This window comes from Cellulomonas persica, assembly GCF_007989825.1.
Taxonomy (GTDB): Bacteria; Actinomycetota; Actinomycetes; order Actinomycetales; family Cellulomonadaceae; genus Cellulomonas; species Cellulomonas persica.
The window spans coordinates 1-15,288 of the sequence record NZ_BJUA01000008.1 but is presented as its reverse complement, the minus strand read 5'-3'; the positions used below and the strand labels follow the sequence as shown (position 1 = coordinate 15,288).

The 15,288-nt window shown below is 71.5% G+C and carries 8 protein-coding genes; 1 reads left to right on the top strand and 7 read right to left on the bottom strand.

Annotation, left to right across the window (positions count from 1 at the left end):
- Nucleotides 1–491 precede the first annotated feature (491 nt).
- From CPE01_RS09210 to CPE01_RS09180, 7 genes are all read right to left on the bottom strand, one after another.
- Nucleotides 492–4,361, bottom strand: a complete 3,870-nt coding sequence (locus CPE01_RS09210) for a DNA-directed RNA polymerase subunit beta' (protein WP_146806368.1) — start codon at nucleotides 4,359–4,361, stop codon at nucleotides 492–494.
- 127 nt (nucleotides 4,362–4,488) lie between these two features.
- Nucleotides 4,489–7,998 (bottom strand): DNA-directed RNA polymerase subunit beta, encoded by a 3,510-nt coding sequence (gene rpoB, locus CPE01_RS09205; protein ID WP_146806367.1) that lies wholly within the window; start codon nucleotides 7,996–7,998, stop codon nucleotides 4,489–4,491.
- 471 nt (nucleotides 7,999–8,469) lie between these two features.
- Nucleotides 8,470–8,862, bottom strand: coding sequence for a 50S ribosomal protein L7/L12 (rplL, locus tag CPE01_RS09200; RefSeq protein WP_146806366.1), 393 nt, complete (start codon nucleotides 8,860–8,862; stop codon nucleotides 8,470–8,472).
- 95 nt (nucleotides 8,863–8,957) lie between these two features.
- Entirely contained in the window at nucleotides 8,958–9,488 is a 531-nt protein-coding gene (rplJ, locus tag CPE01_RS09195) for a 50S ribosomal protein L10 (protein ID WP_146806365.1), read from the bottom strand.
- Between the two features lie 299 nt (nucleotides 9,489–9,787).
- Nucleotides 9,788–12,442 (bottom strand): CHAT domain-containing protein, encoded by a 2,655-nt coding sequence (locus tag CPE01_RS09190; protein WP_146806364.1) that lies wholly within the window; start codon nucleotides 12,440–12,442, stop codon nucleotides 9,788–9,790.
- A gap of 7 nt (nucleotides 12,443–12,449) precedes the next feature.
- On the bottom strand, nucleotides 12,450–12,950 hold the full coding sequence (locus CPE01_RS09185; protein ID WP_146806363.1) for a carboxypeptidase regulatory-like domain-containing protein: 501 nt from the start codon (nucleotides 12,948–12,950) through the stop codon (nucleotides 12,450–12,452).
- Nucleotides 12,947–13,576, bottom strand: a complete 630-nt coding sequence (locus tag CPE01_RS09180; RefSeq protein ID WP_246783844.1) for an RNA polymerase sigma factor — start codon at nucleotides 13,574–13,576, stop codon at nucleotides 12,947–12,949. The genes CPE01_RS09185 and CPE01_RS09180 overlap by 4 nt, the downstream gene beginning before the upstream one ends.
- Nucleotides 13,577–13,911: 335 nt before the next feature.
- Between CPE01_RS09180 and CPE01_RS09175 the strand changes: the two genes are divergently transcribed.
- On the top strand, nucleotides 13,912–15,288 hold a 1,377-nt coding region (locus CPE01_RS09175), incomplete at its 3' end, for a chymotrypsin family serine protease (protein ID WP_186811483.1).

Here is a 15,288-nt window from a genome sequence, read left to right as displayed (position 1 = left end):
CGAGAGTCCCGAACCGACCCCCGCGCTCGGGCGTGTCGCCCCGTTCTCCTGCGGCCCCGAGGCCCAGCAGGAGCCGGGCGGCGGGAGCCGCGCGTGAGGCGGGGGTGTCGTCCTGTGCACTCACGGTCCGGATGGGTCCGCACGAGTCGGACATCAACCGTGCGAGTGCACGCGCGAGGGCCCGACGGCGCGGGCACGGTGTCCAACGTTACCTTCCCGCCCTGACACCGTCAAAGGACGGGCAGTGTGACGCTGCCCCGCCTCAACCGGGTGCGCACGTGCGGGAGCGGCGACGCTGGTCAGCCGGTCGCGAGCGCCGTCCTCGCGAGCAGGACGCCCCACGCCGCTCCGGCTGCCCGGTCGTCCTGCGGCCCAGCGGTCCCACCGACCCGAACATGTGCCGGGCGACGACCACGACCCGGCGGGGCCGATGCCCGAGGGGGCCCACCGGCGTGCGGTGGACCCCCTCGGGGTGGATCAGGAGGACGACGTCAGCGCAGGTCGCCGAAGTCGATGTCCTCGAGCGGGATCGCCTCGCCCGAGCCGAAGCCCAGTGCGGGGAAGTCGATCTCGTCGTAGCCGAAGGTCGGGTACAGCTCGGCCTTGGCCTCCTCGGTGGGCTCGACCGCGACGTCGCGGTAGCGGGGCAGACCCGTACCGGCCGGGATGAGCTTTCCGAGGATGACGTTCTCCTTGAGGCCGAGCAGCGGGTCGCTGCGACCCGACATGGCGGCCTCGGTGAGCACGCGGGTGGTCTCCTGGAAGGAGGCCGCCGACAGCCACGAGTCGGTCGCGAGCGACGCCTTTGTGATGCCCATGAGCTCGGGACGACCCGAGGCCGGCTGACCGCCCTCGGCGACCGCCTGGCGGTTGGCGTCCTCGAACCGGCCACGCTCGGCGAGCTCGCCGGGCAGCAGGTCGGTCGAGCCCGAGTCGAGCACCGTCACGCGACGCAGCATCTGCCGCACGATGACCTCGATGTGCTTGTCGTGGATGTCCACACCCTGCGAGCGGTAGACCTCCTGCACCTCGTCGACCAGGTGCTCCTGCGTCTTGCGCGGGCCGAGGATGCGCAGGACCTTCTTCGGGTCCACCGCACCCTGCACCAGCTGGGTCCCGACGACGACGTGGTCGCCGTCGTTGACCAGCAGACGCGAGCGCTTGGTGATCGGGTAGGCGATCTCCTCCGAGCCGTCGTCCGGGGTCAGGACGATGCGCCGCGAACGGTCACCCTCCTCGATCACCACGCGGCCCGAGAACTCCGCGATCGGCGCCTCACCCTTGGGGGTACGGGCCTCGAAGAGCTCCTGGACACGCGGCAGACCCTGCGTGATGTCCTCCGCGGAGGCGACACCACCGGTGTGGAAGGTACGCATCGTCAGCTGCGTGCCGGGCTCACCGATCGACTGGGCCGCGATGATGCCCACGGCCTCGCCGATGTCGACGAGCTTGCCCGTGGCCAGCGAACGGCCGTAGCACTTGGCGCACGTGCCGACGCGCGACTCGCAGGTGAGCACCGAGCGCACCTTGAGCGTGTCGACGCCCGCCTCGAGCAGACGGTCCAGCAGGACGTCGCCGACGTCGTCACCGGCGCGGCCGACGACCTCGCCGTCGACCTCGACGTCGGTCGCGAGCGTGCGCGAGTAGACGCTGGTCTCGACCTTGTCGTGACGACGCAGCTTGCCGTCGCTGCCCGCGATGCCGATCGGCATCGTCAGGCCGCGCTCGGTGCCGCAGTCGTCCTCGCGGACGATGACGTCCTGCGAGACGTCCACCAGACGACGCGTGAGGTAACCCGAGTCGGCGGTCCGCAGAGCGGTGTCCGCCAGACCCTTGCGGGCACCGTGCGTGGCGATGAAGTACTCGAGGACGGACAGGCCCTCGCGGTAGTTGGACTTGATCGGACGAGGGATGATCTCGCCCTTCGGGTTCGCCACGAGACCGCGCATACCGGCGATCTGACGGACCTGCATCCAGTTACCGCGCGCACCCGAGCCGACCATCCGGAACACCGTGTTGCGAGCAGGGAAGTTCTCCTGCATCGACTTGGCGACCTTGTCGGTGGCCTGCGTCCAGATCTCGATGAGCTCCTGGCGACGCTCGTCGTCGGTGATGAGGCCCTTCTCGTACTGGCCCTGCACCTTGGCGGCGCGCGCCTCGTGCTCCTCGAGGATCGCGGCCTTCGCCGACGGCGTCGCGACGTCGGAGATCGCGATGGTCACGCCGGAACGCGTGGCCCAGCGGAAGCCGGCCTCCTTGAGCGCGTCGAGGGACGCCGCGACGGCGACCTTCGGGTAGCGCTCGGCGAGGTCGTTGACGATGACCGACAGGCGCTTCTTGTCGACGACACCGTTCTCGTACGGGTAGTCGACCGGCAGCAGCTCGTTGAAGAGCGCACGGCCCAGCGTCGTCTCGAACAGCAGCGACTGGCCCTCGGTCCAGCCCTCGGGCGCCTGGTCCTCGCCGAGCACGAGGTCGTCGAAGCGGATCTTGACGACCGCGTTGAGGTCGAGCGTCCCCTGGTCGAACGCCATGATCGCCTCGGAGACCGAGCTGAACGCGCGGCCCTCGCCCTCGGCGCCCGGCTTGTCCGACGTCAGGTGGAACAGACCGATGATCATGTCCTGCGAGGGCATGGTCACCGGACGACCGTCCGACGGCTTGAGGATGTTGTTGCTCGAGAGCATGAGGATGCGGGCCTCGGCCTGCGCCTCCGCGCTCAGGGGCAGGTGGACGGCCATCTGGTCACCGTCGAAGTCCGCGTTGAACGCGGCGCAGACGAGCGGGTGCAGGTGGATCGCCTTGCCCTCGACGAGCTGCGGCTCGAACGCCTGGATGCCCAGACGGTGCAGCGTGGGTGCACGGTTGAGCAGCACCGGGTGCTCGGTGATGACCTCCTCGAGCACGTCCCACACGACCGGGCGGGCACGCTCGACCATGCGCTTGGCGGACTTGATGTTCTGCGCGTGGTTGAGGTCCACCAGACGCTTCATGACGAACGGCTTGAACAGCTCGAGCGCCATCTGCTTGGGCAGGCCGCACTGGTGCAGCTTGAGCTGCGGGCCGACGACGATGACCGAACGGCCCGAGTAGTCGACACGCTTGCCGAGCAGGTTCTGGCGGAACCGACCCTGCTTGCCCTTGAGCATGTCGGAGATCGACTTGAGCGGACGGTTGCCGGGGCCCGTGACCGGGCGACCACGACGGCCGTTGTCGAACAGCGAGTCCACGGCCTCCTGGAGCATCCGCTTCTCGTTGTTGACGATGATCTCCGGCGCGCCCAGGTCCAGGAGCCGCTTGAGGCGGTTGTTCCGGTTGATGACGCGGCGGTACAGGTCGTTCAGGTCGGAGGTCGCGAAGCGGCCACCGTCGAGCTGGACCATCGGTCGCAGGTCCGGCGGGATGACCGGGACGGCGTCGAGGACCATGCCCGTGGGCGAGTTGGTCGTCGTGAGGAACGCGTTGACGACCTTCAGACGCTTGAGGGCACGCGTCTTGCGCTGGCCCTTGCCCGTCCGGATGATCTCGCGCAGGTTCTCGGACTCCGCCTCCAGGTCGAACGCCTCGAGACGCTTCTGGATCGCCGCGGCGCCCATCGAGCCCTCGAAGTAGTTGCCGTAGCGGTCCTGCAGCTGGCGGTAGAGCAGCTCGTCGCCCTCGAGGTCGGCGACCTTGAGGTTCTTGAACCGGTCCCACACCTGCTCGAGACGGTCGAGCTCGGCGTCCGCACGCTTGCGGATCTGGGCCATCTCGCGCTCGGCCGAGTCGCGGACCTTGCGGCGCGCGTCGGCCTTGGCGCCCTCCGCCTCGAGCTCGGCCAGGTCGGCCTCGAGCTTCGCGGCGCGGTTGTTGATGTCGTTGTCGCGGCGGTCGGTGATCTCCTTCTTCTCCAGGTCGATCTCGTTCTGGAGGTTGGGGAGGTCTTCCTGCCGGCCGTCGACGTCGACCCACGTGATCATGTAGGCCGCGAAGTAGATGACCTTCTCGAGGTCCTTCGGCGCCAGGTCGAGCAGGTAGCCCAGACGCGACGGCACACCCTTGAAGAACCAGATGTGCGTGACGGGGGCGGCCAGCTCGATGTGGCCCATGCGCTCACGGCGCACCTTGGAACGGGTCACCTCGACGCCGCAGCGCTCGCAGATGATGCCCTTGAAGCGCACGCGCTTGTACTTGCCGCAGTTGCACTCCCAGTCCCGGGTGGGACCGAAGATCTTCTCGCAGAACAGGCCATCCTTCTCCGGCTTCAGGGTCCGGTAGTTGATGGTCTCGGGCTTCTTGACCTCGCCGTGCGACCAGGCACGGATGTCGTCGGCCGTGGCCAGGCCGATACGCAGCTCGTCGAAGACGTTGACGTCGAGCAAGGGTGGTCCTACTTCCTTCGCTTGCCGGCCCGCGTGCTCGCGGGTGTCCGGCGGACGGAAATGTTGCTAAGGGGTGCGGGCCCCCGGCCCGGCGTGCCCGTGGGGGCGGCCGGGCCGGGGCTCGACGTCAGATCTCTTCGACGCTGCTGGCGTTGGGTCGACGCGACAGGTCGATGCCGAGCTCCTCCGCAGCGCGGTAGACCTCGTCGTCGTTCTCCTTCATGTCGATGGACACGCCGTCGGACGACAGCACCTCGACGTTCAGGCAGAGCGACTGCATCTCCTTGAGCAGGACCTTGAACGACTCCGGGATGCCCGAGTCGGGGATGTTCTCGCCCTTGACGATGGCCTCGTACACCTTGACGCGGCCGGGGACGTCGTCGGACTTGATGGTCAGGAGCTCCTGCAGCGTGTAGGCGGCGCCGTACGCCTCCAGGGCCCAGACCTCCATCTCGCCGAACCGCTGGCCGCCGAACTGCGCCTTACCACCCAGCGGCTGCTGCGTGATCATCGAGTACGGACCCGTCGAGCGCGCGTGGATCTTGTCGTCGACCAGGTGGTGCAGCTTCAGGATGTACATGTAGCCCGTGGACACCGGCTCCGGGAACGGCTCGCCGGAACGGCCGTCGAACAGGCGCGCCTTGCCGTCGGGGCCGACCATGCGCTCGCCGTCGCGGTTCGGCAGCGTGCTGGAGAGCAGACCCGACAGGGCGTCCTCCTGCAGACCGTCGAACACCGGCGTCGCCACCGGGTTGCGGGGCTGGCTGCTCACGGCGTTCGCGGGGACGTTGTCCTTCCAGGACAGGTCGCCCTCGGTCGCCAGCGAGACGTCCCACCCCTGGGCGGCGATCCACCCGAGGTGGACCTCGAGCACCTGGCCGACGTTCATGCGGCCCGGGACACCCATCGGGTTGAGGATGATGTCGACCGGCGTGCCGTCCTCGAGGAACGGCATGTCCTCCTCGGGCAGGATCGTCGAGATGACGCCCTTGTTCCCGTGGCGGCCGGCCAGCTTGTCACCCGCGGTGATCTTGCGGCGCTGCGCGATGTAGACGCGCACCAGCTCGTTGACGCCCGCGGGCAGCTCGTCGCCGTCCTCGCGCGAGAACGTGCGCACCTCGATGACCGTGCCGGACTCGCCGTGCGGGACCTTGAGCGAGGTGTCGCGCACCTCGCGCGCCTTCTCGCCGAAGATCGCGCGCAGCAGGCGCTCCTCCGGGGTCAGCTCGGTCTCACCCTTGGGCGTGACCTTCCCGACGAGCACGTCGCCCGCCGCGACCTCGGCACCGATGCGGATGATGCCGCGCTCGTCGAGGTCCGCGAGGACCTCCTCGGAGACGTTCGGGATGTCCCGCGTGATCTCCTCGGGGCCGAGCTTGGTGTCGCGCGCGTCGACCTCGTGCTCCTCGATGTGGATCGAGGACAGCACGTCGTCCTGCACGAGGCGCTGCGACAGGATGATCGCGTCCTCGTAGTTGTGGCCCTCCCACGACATGAACGCGACCAGCAGGTTGCGGCCGAGCGCGAGCTCGCCCTCGTCCGTGGCCGGGCCGTCCGCGAGGACCGAGCCCACCTCGACGCGCTGACCGGCGTCGACCAGCACGCGCTGGTTGTAGGACGTGCCCTGGTTCGAGCGACGGAACTTCGCGACGCGGTACGTCGTGGTGGTCGCGTCGTCGTTCGCGACGGTGATCAGGTCGGCCGAGACCTCGGTGACCACACCCGCCTTCGCGGCGACGATGACGTCGCCCGCGTCGACGGCCGCACGACGCTCCATGCCGGTGCCGACCAGCGGCGCCTCGGACCGCACCAGCGGCACGGCCTGGCGCTGCATGTTGGCGCCCATGAGCGCGCGGTTGGCGTCGTCGTGCTCGAGGAACGGGATCAGGGCCGTCGCGACCGACACCATCTGGCGCGGCGAGACGTCCATGTAGTCGATCTGCTCACCGGGCACGTAGTCGATCTCGCCGCCCTTGGTGCGCACGAGGACGCGGTCCTCCTGGAACCGGCCGTCCTCGGTGAGCGGCGCGTTCGCCTGCGCGATGACGTGACGGTCCTCGTCGTCGGCCGTGAGGTAGTGCACCTCGTCGGTGACGCGGCCGTCGACGACCTTGCGGTACGGGGTCTCGACGAAGCCGAACGGGTTGATCCGCCCGAACGACGCGAGCGAGCCGATCAGACCGATGTTCGGACCCTCAGGGGTCTCGATCGGGCACATGCGGCCGTAGTGCGACGGGTGGACGTCACGGACCTCCATGCCGGCGCGGTCACGGGACAGACCACCCGGGCCGAGGGCCGACAGACGCCGCTTGTGCGTCAGGCCCGCGAGCGGGTTGTTCTGGTCCATGAACTGCGACAGCTGCGACGTGCCGAAGAACTCCTTGATCGACGCCACGACCGGGCGGATGTTGATCAGGGTCTGCGGCGTGATCGCCTCGACGTCCTGCGTCGTCATGCGCTCGCGCACGACGCGCTCCATCCGGGACAGGCCCGTGCGGACCTGGTTCTGGATGAGCTCGCCGACCGCGCGGATGCGACGGTTGCCGAAGTGGTCGATGTCGTCCGTCTCGACGCGGACCTCGATCGCCTCACCGTTGCGCGTGCCCGGCAGCGTGGTCTGGTCGATGTGCAGCGCGGCGAGGTACTTGATCGTCGCGACGACGTCCTCGCGGGAGAGCACCGAGTCCGACAGCGGCGCGTCCTGGCCGAGCTTCTTGTTGACCTTGTAGCGGCCGACCTTCGCCAGGTCGTAGCGCTTGGGGTTGAAGTAGAAGTTCTCGATGAGCGCGCGGCCCGCCTCGACCGTGGGCGGCTCGCCCGGGCGGATCTTGCGGTACAGGTCGAGCAGGGCCTCGTCCTGTGTCTGGACGTGGTCCTTCTCGAGCGTGTCGATGACCGCCGGGTAGTCCGCGAACTCCTCGCGGATCTCGCTCTCGGTCATGCCGAGCGCCTTGAGCAGGACGGTGGCGTTCTGCTTGCGCTTGCGGTCGACGCGGACGCCGACGTTGTCGCGCTTGTCGATCTCGAACTCGAGCCACGCACCACGGCTCGGGATGACCTTGGCCGTCAGCACGTCCTTGTCGGACGTCTTGTCGGCGGTGCGCTCGAAGTACACGCCGGGCGAACGCACGAGCTGCGAGACGACGACGCGCTCGGTGCCGTTGATGATGAAGGTGCCGCGCTCGGTCATGAGCGGGAAGTCGCCCATGAAGACCGTCTGGCTCTTGATCTCACCGGTCGTGTAGTTGACGAACTCGGCCGTCACGAACAGCGGGGCGGCGTAGGTGAAGTCCTTCTCCTTGCACTCCTCGGCCGTGTACTTCGCCGGCTCGAAGCGGTGCTCGCGGAAGGAGAGCGACATGGTGCCGCCGAAGTCCTCGATCGGCGAGATCTCCTCGAAGATCTCCTCGAGGCCGGCGGTCTGCGGGACGTCGTGACGACCGTCCTCGAGAGCCGCGGCGACGCGCGCCTGCCACCGCTCGTTGCCCAGCAGCCAGTCCATGCTCTCGGTCTGCAGGCCGAGAAGGTCGGGGACCTCGAGCGGCTCGTGGATCTTGGCGAAGGAGATGCGGCGGGATGCGGTGCGGTTCGCGATGGCGTCGGCGGACGGTGCAGAAGGGGTGCGCGAGGCAGCCAAGAGGGGTCCTTCCCTGCGGTCGAGAGGCACGCTGCGCCGCCTGGCAAGGCGCGACCCCCAGCCTCGACGGCGGATCTCGACGCGCACGTACGTCAAGATCCGGCTCGGGATATCTGAGATCGCGGGCACAGGCCAGCGCAAAGCGCTAGCATACTCGGCCCCCCGACGGAAGTCCACCCGGTCGGCGGGGCGCCTCGCACCTCGGGTGCCCCCTCACGGGTGCACCCGGCGGTGCTCGCTCCGGCCGGACCCTCGGATCCGCGTCCGCGCCCGGCCCTTCGGCCAGGCGGGCGACCTCGTCGTCGCCGCGGCCATGGTGGCACAGACCACAGCCCGACGGGAAGTCGTGCGCCGTCTGCGCAGGTGGGACGCGGGTCGTCGGACGACGAAGGCCCGCCGCCCCACGCGGGGGTGGCGGGCCTTCGTGCGTGAGCGCCTCCGCTCCGGGTCGAGGACCCGGGCGGAGTCAGATCACTTGAGCTCGACCGTCGCGCCGGCGCCCTCGAGCTGCGCCTTCGCCTTGTCGGCCGTCTCCTTGTTGACGCCCTCGAGCACCGGCTTCGGCGCCTCGTCGACGAGGTCCTTGGCCTCCTTGAGGCCGAGCGACGTGAGCGCGCGCACCTCCTTGATGACCTGGATCTTCTTGTCGCCGGCGGCGGCCAGGATGACGTCGAAGGAGTCCTTCTCGTCCTCGACGGCGGCCTCGGCGCCCGCACCACCGGCGGCCGGCGCGGCGGCGACGGCGACGGGGGCAGCAGCGGTGACCTCGAAGACCTCCTCGAAGGCCTTCACGAACTCGGACAGCTCGATGAGGGTCAGGCCCTTGAACTGCTCGATGAGCTCCTCAGTGGTGAGCTTCGCCATGAGAGGCGTTCCTTTCTTCGGTGCTCCGCGACGCGACGTGCGTCGGAAGCGGGATGTGGGGTGATGCGCGGTGCGCGACCAGGCCGGGGGCCAGGTCAGGCAGCCGCACCTTCCGACTCCTGCTTCTGACGCAGGGCATCGATGACACGAGCGGCCTGGGCGGTGTTGGCGGTGAAGGCGTAGGCAGCCTGGTAGAGCTTGGCCTTCATCGCGCCGGCCGCCTTGGCCAGCAGGACCTCACGGGACTCGAGGTCCGCGAGCTTGGTGACCTCCGCGGCGGTCAGGGCGCGGCCGTCGAGGACGCCCCCCTTGATGACCAGCGCGGGGTTCGCCTTGGCGAAGTCACGCAGACCCTTGGCGGCCTCGACCGGGTCGCCGGTGACGAAGGCGATCGCCGACGGGCCCGCGAGCGCGTCGTCGAGGCCCGCCAGGCCGGCTTCCTTGGCCGCGATCGCGGTCAGCGTGTTCTTCACCACGGCGTAGGTTGCGTTGCCGCCGAGCGCGCGACGCAGCGTCTTGAGCTGCGCCACGGTGAGCCCGCGGTACTCGGTCAGCACGGCCGCGTTGGACGCACGGAACTTGTCCGCGATCTCCGCGACGGCGGCTGCCTTGTCCGGCCTCGCCATGGCAATCCTTCCGATGGTGGTGCCGGTCCCCGTCCCCCAGAACGACGAAGAGCCCCGCGCAGGCGCGGGGCTCGACAGACCGGCGCGGACGAACCGCACCATCATGTGGAACTCTCACCTGCGCTGGCCTCCGCGAGCTGCGGGACTTCGGTTGGTCCGACGAGCGGACCGACGACCGGCGGTCTTGGGCACGACGAGACTACGGCACGCCCGCCGAGCGGCCAAATCGCCCGGTCACGCCGGTCCTCCGACGCCCGGCCCTGGCCCCCGGCCCCCCGCGGGGCCGCGGGGTCCCGGCGTCAGACCGGGGCGCCCAGGCAGACGAGCGGCACCAGGTCGCCCTGCGTGCGCTCGTGCTCGTCGCACGCCGCCGCGAGCGCGACCGCGACCGGCACGCCCGTCGAGAGCTGCTCGTGCACGCTCGTCATGACCCGCATCGCGGTCTCGTCGGGCAGCGGCGCGATCGCCGCGACCACGCACCCCACACCCGTGCGCAGCAGCACGCTCGCCAGCCCGAGCGCCTCACCGCCGTGCCGGATCGTCGCGCGGCCCACCTCGCACGACGACAGCAGGACGAGGTCGGGCACCTCGGCCCCGGCGTCGAGCTCGTGGGCGAACAGCGGGCCGTCGGCGAGGCGCAGCGACGAGAAGAGCGGGTTGTCCGGCTCGTGCCGCCCGTGGGCGGCGAGGTGCACGATGCCCGGTGCGGCGAGCGCGCCGGCGACAGCCGCGACCGACGCGTCGTCGTCGACCAGCACACGCGCACCCGGCCACAGGTCGCCGACGCGCCGGGCCTCGTCGGCCGCGTGCACGAGGCCCGGACCCGCCGCAGCGGTCACAGGCGCGTGGGGCAGGCCCGCACCGGCGTACCGCATCCAGTGGTGCACCGACGGCGCGACGACGGTCGGCATCCCGCGCCGCGAGCGCAGCATCGCCCAGGGCAGCACGCCCAACCAGCCTCCCGCCACGACGACGAGCTCGTCGGCGTCGTGGAGCACGGGGGCGAGCGTCGCGTCGAGCCGGTCGAGGCCCGCCCGCAGCGACCTGTCCGCGACCGCGCGCAGCTCGACCGGCACGAGCGGGTTCGCGACCACCTCGAGGTCGGCGTGCACGCGCCGCACCAGCTCGGCGGCGGCGTCGGCCTCGCCCAGGTCGGTCAGCCGCGCCCCGGAGGTGTCCATGCGCACCGCGAGCAGCTGCCCCTGGTGGTCGATCACGTCGAGGAGCGTCGTGCGCGGGCGGCTGTCGAGCACGGCCCGCACCTCGTGCGCCCGGCCCTCGCGCTCGTCGCCCGCGCTGCCGGGCTCGTGCCACGAGCGCGCCAGGATCTCGACCTTGAGGCGCTGCGCCTCCGCGAACAGCCGGATGCGTTCGGGGTCCGACGCGGGCCGGCCCGTGACCGGACGGCTGCCCTCGACGAGACGGCGCAGCTGCGTGAGGAGCTCGGCCGTGTGCGGGTCCGACGGCGGGTTGACGCGCGGCGCCCCGCCCATGACCGCCCGCACCCGCTCGACGCACTCGAGCACCGGCTCGGGCCGCCCGGTGGCGAGTGCGAGGCGCATGTCGAGCACTGCCAGCGCCGTCCCGTGCACCGCACCCGCGGTGCGCAGGTCCAGCGACCCGAACCTGCTGCGGTGCAGCGCGAGATCCCGCTGGCCCGCGCGCACGTGGTGGGCCGCGCGCTCGGGCTGGCCCGCGGCCGCGGCGAGCAGCGCGCGCAGCCGGCGACCGTGCAGGCGCAGCGTCAGCGGCTCGTCGGTACGGACCGCGCCGAGCCCGTCGAGCACCCGCGCCGGGTCCGGGCCCGCGCCGCGGGCCAGGTCCGCCTCGATCCGCAGGTACGTCGCCGCGCGCTGCCACGTCGGACGTCCCGTCGTGCGGCACAGCTCCTCGACCTCGGCAGCACGACGAGCCACGCCCGCCCACCCCGAGCGTGACGCACGGCCCTCGGGCATGCGCGCGAACACGGCGGCGTCCGCCTGCAGGGCGAGCAGCGCCGAGCGGACCACCCACGCCTCGTCACCGCGGCGCTGGAACCTCTGCCGCGCGCTCGTCGCCCACGTGCGTGCCGCCACGGGGTCACCCCGCAGCAACGCGCACTCCGCACGGCCGAGCTCGCACTCGGCCACCTCGCGCGGCAGCTTCTCGTCCGCGAACATCTGGGCCGCCTCCGCGAGCGTCGCGTCCGCCACGCCGACCAGACCCGCTTCGAGCAGCACCTCGCTGCGGTCCCGGAGCGCCGTGGGGCGCACCGGACCGGGCAGGCTGCGCGCCGCGGCCTCCATCGACGCCAACGCCTCCGGCAGACGGCCCTCGCGGAAGTGCACGTAACCGAGGTTGTGCTCCGCCTTGAACACCAGCAGGTCGAACCCGGCGGCCCGCGCCCGGCGCGCGCACTCCTCGTAGTCCGCACGCGCGGCGGCCACGTCGCGCCGCTCGCTGTGCAGCGTGCCGCGGTTCAGCAGCGCGCGGCACCCGTCGACCGCGTCCGCGACGTCGATCTGCTCGATCGCCGCGTCGAGCGCCACGAGCGCCTCGTCCTGCCGCCCCGCGCGCAGCGCGAGCAGCCCGCGCACCCCAGCGGTCGCCGGCACGATGCCCGACCAGACGTGCGCGGCACCCGCCGCGACGAGGCCGTCGAGCTGGGCCAGTGCAGCCTGCGGCCCTCCGCGGGTCTCGAACTCGCACTTCGCGAGCTCCATGAGCGCGCGTGCCCGCACCCGGACGCGCAGCGGGTCGGTCAGCTCGCCGCTGGGCGGCTCGCCGAGGCGGTCCAGCTGCGCGAGGGCCTTGACCAGGCGACGGCGGGCCATCCCCGGGTGACCCTCGGCGTTGTCCGCCTCGGCGAGCGCGACCTCGACCGCGACGTGCTCGAGCGCGTCGCGGTCGTTCTGCCGGTCAGGGTCGTCGTCCAGCAACGACCCGGCGTCGACCGGGCCGGTGCCCTCGGTCATGGTGTCGCTAGAGCTCGATCTGCGGTGTGACCACCGGCATGGTCGGGTCCGACGCGCGTCGCAGCACGAGCCGCGCCGGGCCGCGTTCGAGCTCCACGAACGCGAACCGTCCGTCCTCGTCGGACGTCGTGGTCTCGACGTGTCCCCCGTGGTGCAGCTCGACGACGAGCTCACCCGCGGGCGCGGCCCAGCCGTCCACCCGGACGCGGTCGTTCTCGTGGTGCACCGAGATCATCACCGTGAGCACGTCGGTCGTGAACGTGATCGTCCCCGCCTCGATGCTCGTCTCGTCGGCACGCACCGCCAGCGCGGGCTCGCCCACGAGGTGCAGCTCGGCCAGCTCGGCGTGCAGCACCTCCATCGTGAGCGCCAGGCCGATGCTCTCCACGAGCCCCTCGGGCACGGGGTCCGCGGCGTCGACCAGCGCGGCGAGCCGGCCGAGGATCTCGACGTCGAGGTCGTCGACGCCCGCGGCGGCGACCAGGGCGAGGGTCGCGTCCTCTGTCATGACATGCTCCAGGAAGGGTCGGAGGCGAGCGAGACGCGCAGCTTGGCGAGGCACCGACCACGGGTGGGTCCGATGCTGCCGACCGGCATGCCCAGCGCCTGGGAGACGACGGCGTAGTCGGGGCGGTCGACCATCGCGACGAGCCCGAGCAGACGCCGGCAGCGTTCCGGCAGCGAGCGCACGTGGTCCCACAGGACCCGGTCGCGCTCGTCGCGCAGCGCACGCGCGTCGGGCAGCTCGTCGGCAGGGGCGGTCAGCCAGGACGTCGCGGCCTCGTCGGAGTCGGTTCGTGCGGCCTCCTCGCGCGAGCGCCGGACGGCCCGCCAGGCCGCACGCTTCGCGGTGACCAGGGTCCACTGCAGCGTCGCGCGCGGGTCCCGGATCGTGTCGATCTCGCGCACCAGCGCGAGCCACACGTTCTGCACGATGTCCTGCGCCTGCTCGGTGCCGGCGCCCTGCGCGCGCACCGTGTGCCACAGCAACGGCGTCATCACCTGCACGAGTGCCGCCATCGGCGCTCGGTCTCCGTCCCGGTACGCCACCACGGCGCGGGCTGCCTGGTCGGCGAGCCCCTCCCCCTGGCCGCGGAGCGCGGTGTCCACCGGCTCCACCAGGTCGTCGCTCATCATCTGACCCCTCACTCGACCGGTCGTCGGGCGACCGCCCCATGACAGTAGGACGGCGTGGACAAACCCGACAAGACATCACCTGGGCGCACCTGGCGGGTCGACGACGAGGAGCACGCGCCCGTCCGCCAGATACATACGCCCCGTCGCGGGCCGCGGGTCACCCGAACGAGTGACGGGCGTCCGGGCCGTACGCGGCGTCGCGGGCCGGAAGCATGCGGACGCCCGACCGCATCGTCGTCGCATGTATCTGGGTCGCCGCCGCCCGCTCCTGACCTGCGGCTCGGCCCAGCCGAGGGATCGTCCGTCCGCACCCACCGAGGAGTGTCTGACCCATGACCGAGCAGGACCCCCGCTCCGACTCCGGCCCCGAGCCGCAGTCCGACCCTGCCGCTGCACCGACGCCCGAAGCCGCACGCGTCGACGAGCGTGCGCAGATCCGTCCGACGAAGCGCGGTGTCGAGGACATGCTCCTCGCCCGCGCGGGCGTCGTCGGGGTCGACATCGCCGAGAAGTGGTCCGACGGTCGGCCCACCGGGCGGCAGGCGATCGTCGTGCACGTCGAGCGCAAGCTCCCGCTGTCCGAGCTGTCCGACGACGACCGCATCCCCGAGAGCTTCGGCGGCGTCCCCACCGACGTCGTCACCGGGCGCGTGTCACCGCTCGCCGCGACCGCGTCCGCACCTGCCGCGCACGCAGGCCGCGTCCGCCCGTTCGTCGGCGGCCTGAGCATCGGCCCCGTCGACGCCGTGACCATCCCCGTCGACGGCGAGGCGCAGCTGCGCTCCGTCAACGGCACGCTCGGCGTCCTGGTGCGCGAGCGCCACACCGGACGCGCGTTCGCCCTCACCAACTGGCACGTCGCCGCTGGTGACGGCCGTGAGGACGTCGGCAGCCGGTGGGTGCAGCCCTCGCTCGCGGACGGTGGACGCGCCGCCGACCGGCTCGGTGCTCTCGTGCGCGGCACGCTCACCGACCGGGTCGACGCCGCGGTCGTCGCGCTCGCGCCCGGCGCGCCGTGGCTGCCCGGCATCCTCGGGATCGGGCCCGTGACGGGCACCGCGCGTGCCGTCGTCGGGTCGACCGTCCGCAAGTCCGGCCGCACGACCGGGCTGACCGTCGGCGTCGTGGCGTCGACCGACTACACGACCGTCGTGGACTTCGGCCCCGGCGTCGGGCCGCGCACGCTGCGCGACCAGGTCCGCGTCGAGCCCGCCGAGGGCGTCGAGCGGTTCTCCGCAGGCGGCGACTCCGGTTCCGTCCTGGTCGACGAGAGCGGCGCCGTCGTCGGGCTGCTCTGGGCGGGCGAGGACGACGGGAGCTTCTCCGTCGCCAACCCGATCGACGTCGTGCTCGACACGCTCGGGGTCTCGGTCGTCGCGGCCACGCGGACGTGGCGTGACGGCCTGCGCGCGGGGGGCGCGCGCGCGGGCGCAGGCGCGAACGGGAGCACGAACGGCCACGCGAGCGGCCAGGGGCTCGGCGCGTCCGCGCAGTCGGTCGGTCGGGGCGCGCAGGGGGTGCCCCGACCGACCGGTGCGTCGGCTCAGCCGTTCACCGAACCGTTCACCGAGGCACTCGGGGCCAACCCGTTCACGGAGCCCTTCACCGAACCCTTCACGGAGCCGTTCACCGAACCCTTCACTGAGCCGTTCACTGAGCCGTTCACCGAGGCGCTCGGAGCCAACCCGTTCACGGAACCCTTCACCGAA

Excerpts from the sequence above, each read along its gene's own strand:
- rplL (WP_146806366.1), bottom strand. The coding sequence starts at position 8,862 with ATGGCGAAGCTCACCACTGAGGAGCTCATCGAGCAGTTCAAGGGCCTG.
- rplJ (WP_146806365.1), bottom strand. The coding sequence starts at position 9,488 with ATGGCGAGGCCGGACAAGGCAGCCGCCGTCGCGGAGATCGCGGACAAG.
- CPE01_RS09190 (WP_146806364.1), bottom strand. The coding sequence starts at position 12,442 with ATGACCGAGGGCACCGGCCCGGTCGACGCCGGGTCGTTGCTGGACGAC.
- CPE01_RS09185 (WP_146806363.1), bottom strand. The coding sequence starts at position 12,950 with ATGACAGAGGACGCGACCCTCGCCCTGGTCGCCGCCGCGGGCGTCGAC.
- CPE01_RS09180 (WP_246783844.1), bottom strand. The coding sequence starts at position 13,576 with ATGAGCGACGACCTGGTGGAGCCGGTGGACACCGCGCTCCGCGGCCAG.